General features: G+C 38.0%; 2 protein-coding genes. Both read left to right on the top strand.

Annotation, left to right across the window (positions count from 1 at the left end; genetic code table 11):
• Nucleotides 1–3,904 (top strand): glutamate synthase large subunit (gene gltB, locus ACZQCL_RS03995; RefSeq protein WP_482481900.1); only part of this gene is annotated, 3,904 nt, incomplete at its 5' end.
• 15 nt (nt 3,905–3,919) lie between these two features.
• The coding region (locus ACZQCL_RS03990; RefSeq protein ID WP_482481899.1) for a glutamate synthase subunit beta at nt 3,920–4,822 on the top strand (903 nt) is incomplete at its 3' end.

Below are 4,822 nucleotides of genomic sequence, written 5' to 3'. Positions count from 1 at the left end.
GTTTCTCGTTTCTCAATTAAGAAAATTCTATTTAGATTTACAAGATGAAAACTATAAGTCTGCGATTGCGATCGTACACTCACGCTTCTCTACCAATACAACACCATCTTGGCAAAGAGCGCATCCAAACCGTTATATTGCCCACAATGGTGAAATCAATACCATCCGTGCCAACATCAATAAGATGTTAGCACGTGAAGAAAGTATGCATTCAAAATTCTTGGATGAAAATTCAAGTAAGATCTTACCCATCATCAATACTTCGGGTTCCGATTCTGCCATGTTAGATAACGCCCTAGAATTTTTAGTCATGAATGGCATGCCACTTGAAAAAGCCGTTATGATTTTGATTCCAGAACCATGGAAACACCAAACCATGGATCAAAAGAAGAAAGATTTCTACCACTACTATGCCACAATGATGGAACCATGGGATGGTCCAGCCGCTATTTTATTTAGTGATGGACAAAAAGTCGGAGCTGTACTTGACCGTAATGGACTTCGACCAAGTCGTTACTACCTAACAAGCGACAACATGTTGATTTTATCAAGTGAAGTGGGTGTATTGGATATTGATGAAAAGAAAATCGTAAAAAAATCAAGACTTGAACCCGGTAAGATGTTACTTGTGGATACAAAGAAAAAGAAATTGATTGAAGACTATGATCTTAAAAATGAATATGCCTCTTCAAATCCATATGGAGAATGGTTGGACAACCACTTATTATACCTGAAAGATCTACCAGCTCCTGATAAAAAAACACACATCCACTCGCAACATGAAAGAGATATTCTTTATAAAGTCTTCGGCTATACCTATGAAGATGTAAAAGATATTATTTTACCAATGGCCCGCGTCAAACTTGAACCAACAAGTGCGATGGGTACCGATATCCCTTTGGCAATTTATTCCCAAAATCATTTAAGTTTATTCCATTACTTTAAACAACTCTTCGCCCAAGTAACCAACCCACCCATTGATTCTTTACGTGAAGAAGTTGTCACAGATACAACCATCTATATTGGTAGTGATGGAAACCTACTCCAGGATAAATCCGACAACTGTACCGTCTTAGAGGTCAACAATCCCATTCTAACATCACGCGATATGGATAAGATTCGTCAATTAAATCAGACAGGATTTAAAAATGAAACGATTTCTCTATTATTCTATCGTGGCACATCGTTAAAGGAAGCATTAGATAACTTATTTATTGAATGTGATAAAGCCTATCGAAATGGGGCCAACATTTTGATTCTTTCCGATAAAGGTGTCGATGAAGGTCATATGGCCATTCCTAGTCTTTTAGCTGTATCTGCCTTAGAACAGCACTTAGTTAAGACGAAAAAGAAAACCGATGTATCCATCATTCTAGAAAGTGGTGAACCTAGAGATGTTCATCAATTCGCAACGATTTTAGGTTATGGTGCAACCGCCATCTATCCATATTTAGCGCATGAATGCATTGAAGAAATGATTCAATTAAATATGTTAGATAAAGAAGTCAACATTGCGATTGATGACTATAATGAAGCCATTTTAAAAGGCATCGTTAAAATTGCCGCTAAAATGGGTATTTCGACTCTTCAATCGTATCAAGGAGCCCAAATCTTTGAGGCCATTGGAATCTCTAAAGAGGTTATCGATACCTACTTCACAAACACCATTAGTGAAGTGGAAGGCATTACTTTAGAAGACATTGAAAAAGATTTGATCTATCATCATGATCGTGCTTATGATCCATTAGGACTTACAACCGATACAAGTCTAGATTCCATTGGATTCCATAAACTTAGAAAAGGTGATGGAAAAGAAGATCACTTATATTCTCCTGAAACCATTGTGAAACTTCAAAGAGCTACACAAACCAATGACTACGATTTATTTAAAGAATATTCGAACGAATTGAATTCAAACCATCAAAAACACCATTTAAGAAGTCAATTGCACTTTAAAAAGACAAGAAATTCAATCCCATTATCCGAAGTGGAAAGTGAATACGAAATCGTAAAACGCTTTAAGACAGGTGCCATGAGCTATGGTTCTATCTCCGAAGAAGCCCATACATGTATGGCCATCGCCATGAATCGATTGGGCGGTAAATCCAATTCGGGTGAAGGTGGAGAAAAAACAGAACGTTTAGGTACCGAAAAGAATTCCGCTATTAAGCAAGTGGCGAGTGGTCGTTTTGGCGTCACCGAAGAATACTTAGTCAGTGCCAAAGAAATTCAAATCAAGATGGCACAAGGCGCAAAACCAGGTGAAGGTGGACACTTGCCAGGCAAGAAAGTCTATCCATGGATTGCGAAAACTCGATATTCAACGCCAGGCGTATCTTTGATTTCCCCTCCTCCTCACCACGACATCTATTCCATTGAAGACTTAGCCCAATTGATCTACGACTTAAAAAATGCCAACCCAAAAGCTCGAATCAGTGTTAAGCTTGTTAGTGAAGCGGGTGTAGGTACGATTGCATCTGGTGTTGCCAAAGCCGGAGCTACCGTCGTCTTAATTTCTGGTTATGATGGGGGTACAGGTGCTGCTTCCCAAAGCAGTATTCACCATGCGGGTCTTCCATGGGAATTAGGTTTGGCTCAAGCTCATCAAAACTTAGTCGAGAACGGTTTAAGAAGTCGTGTTTTAATTGAAACCGACGGTAAGTTAATGACAGGAAAAGATGTTGCGATCGCATGCTTACTTGGAGCGGAAGAATTTGGCTTTGCGACTGCACCACTTGTTACTATGGGATGTATGATGATGCGTGTATGTAATCTAGATACTTGTCCTTTTGGTGTGGCTACACAAAACCAAAAATTGAGAAAGCGTTTCAAAGGAAAACCAGAATATGTCATGAATTTCATGTTGTTTATTGCGCGTGAATTAAGAGAAATTATGGCTGAGCTTGGCTATCACACAATCAATGAAATGGTGGGTCATACGGACAATCTAGAAGTGGATGAAGATGCGAATATGGATTACTCTAACATTTTAATGACACCTTACAATATTCATTATGAGCCAAAAGATACATACGATTTTGAACTTGAAAAAACGGTAGATATGAAGACATTGCTTCCTAAGTTTGAGCCTTATTTCAACGAGAAAAAGCCTCATGCTGAAACAATCTCAATTTCAAGTACAGACCGTACAGTCGGAACTATTTTATCCAGTGTAGTCACAAAACAATTTAATAACACACTACAAGACGATACATATACTGTTCATTGTAACGGTGGGGCTGGACAATCTTTTGGTGCCTTTGTACAAAAAGGAATCACATTAGATGTGCATGGTGATGCCAATGACTATTTTGGCAAGGGATTATCTGGTGGTAAATTGATTATTCAGCCAAAAAATGAAGCAAAATTTAAGCCAAATGAAAACGTCATTATTGGTAATGTGGCCTTATATGGTGCTACTAGTGGTGAAGCTTATATTCGTGGTATGGCCGGTGAGCGTTTTGCGGTACGTAACTCAGGAGCAAGTGCTGTAGTCGAAGGTGTTGGTGATCATGGACTTGAATATATGACAGGTGGTACCGTTGTGATTTTAGGTCAAACTGGTAAAAACTTAGCTGCCGGCATGTCTGGTGGTATTGCGTATATTTATGATCCTAACCATGATTTATATACGCGTTTAAATAAACAATTAGTCAATACGTATGAAGTGAGTGGTAAAGCGGATATTGAAACATTAACGCAATTATTAAAGAATCACTACAAATATACAAATTCAGATGTTGCCCAAAAGATTTTATCAAATCTTGATCATGAATTATCCAACTTTAAAAAGATCGTACCTAAAGATTATGAAAAGATCACAACATTGATTCAAGAATTAAAGGCCAAAGGCTATCATGATGATGAAGCCAGTCTAATGGCTTTTGAACAAGTACATGCTTAGAAAGGATGAAAGATTATGGGAAAACCAACAGGATTTTTAGAATATGAAAGACAAGAAAACGAGGCCATCCAACCTCTTTCTCGTATCACAAACTTTAATGAATTTCATCCTTTTTTAGATGAAGAAACAAGACGTAAACAAGGTGCGCGCTGCATGAATTGTGGCGTTCCCTTTTGTCAGTCAGCTATTAAGTTAAAAAACATGGTGACAGGCTGCCCATTACATAACTTAATTCCAGAATGGAATGATGAAATCTATAATGGCAACGATAAACGTGCATTATCTAGATTATTAAAAACCAATCCATTTCCTGAATTTACTGGTCGTGTATGCCCTGCTCTTTGTGAAAAGGCTTGTTTGAATGGTTTAGACCAAGAACCAGTCGCAATCAAAGAAAATGAATTGTATACGATCGAAACAGCCTATACGAACAATTGGATGACACCTTATGTTCCTAGCGTGCGCTCCGATAAAAAGATCGCCATCATTGGATCTGGTCCAGCAGGACTTGCGCTTGCGCATGATTTAAATCGAAGAGGTCATTCTGTGACAGTCTTTGAAAAAGAAGATCGTATTGGTGGTTTATTGATGTATGGCATTCCAAATATGAAGCTTGAAAAGAAAGTCATTCAAACAAGATTAGAAATACTTACGGAAGAAGGAATCATCTTTAAAACCAATTTGAATGTAGGTAAAGACATCACCAAAAAGGAATTGGAAAAAGAATATGATGCGATTGTCTTTGCGACTGGATCTAAAAAGGCTCGTGATCTAAATGTAAAGAATCGTGATTGTACAGGCATTTATTTTGCGGTGGACTACCTTACAAAGGCCACGAAACATTTGTTGGATAACACAGAAGAAATTTCTGCCAAATATAAACATGTTGTGATTGTCGGTGGTGGAGATACTGGAAAT

This window comes from Holdemanella sp. (genome assembly GCF_056804935.1).
Note: the sequence above shows the minus strand (reverse complement) of the source record. Positions and strands in the feature narration are given on the sequence as shown.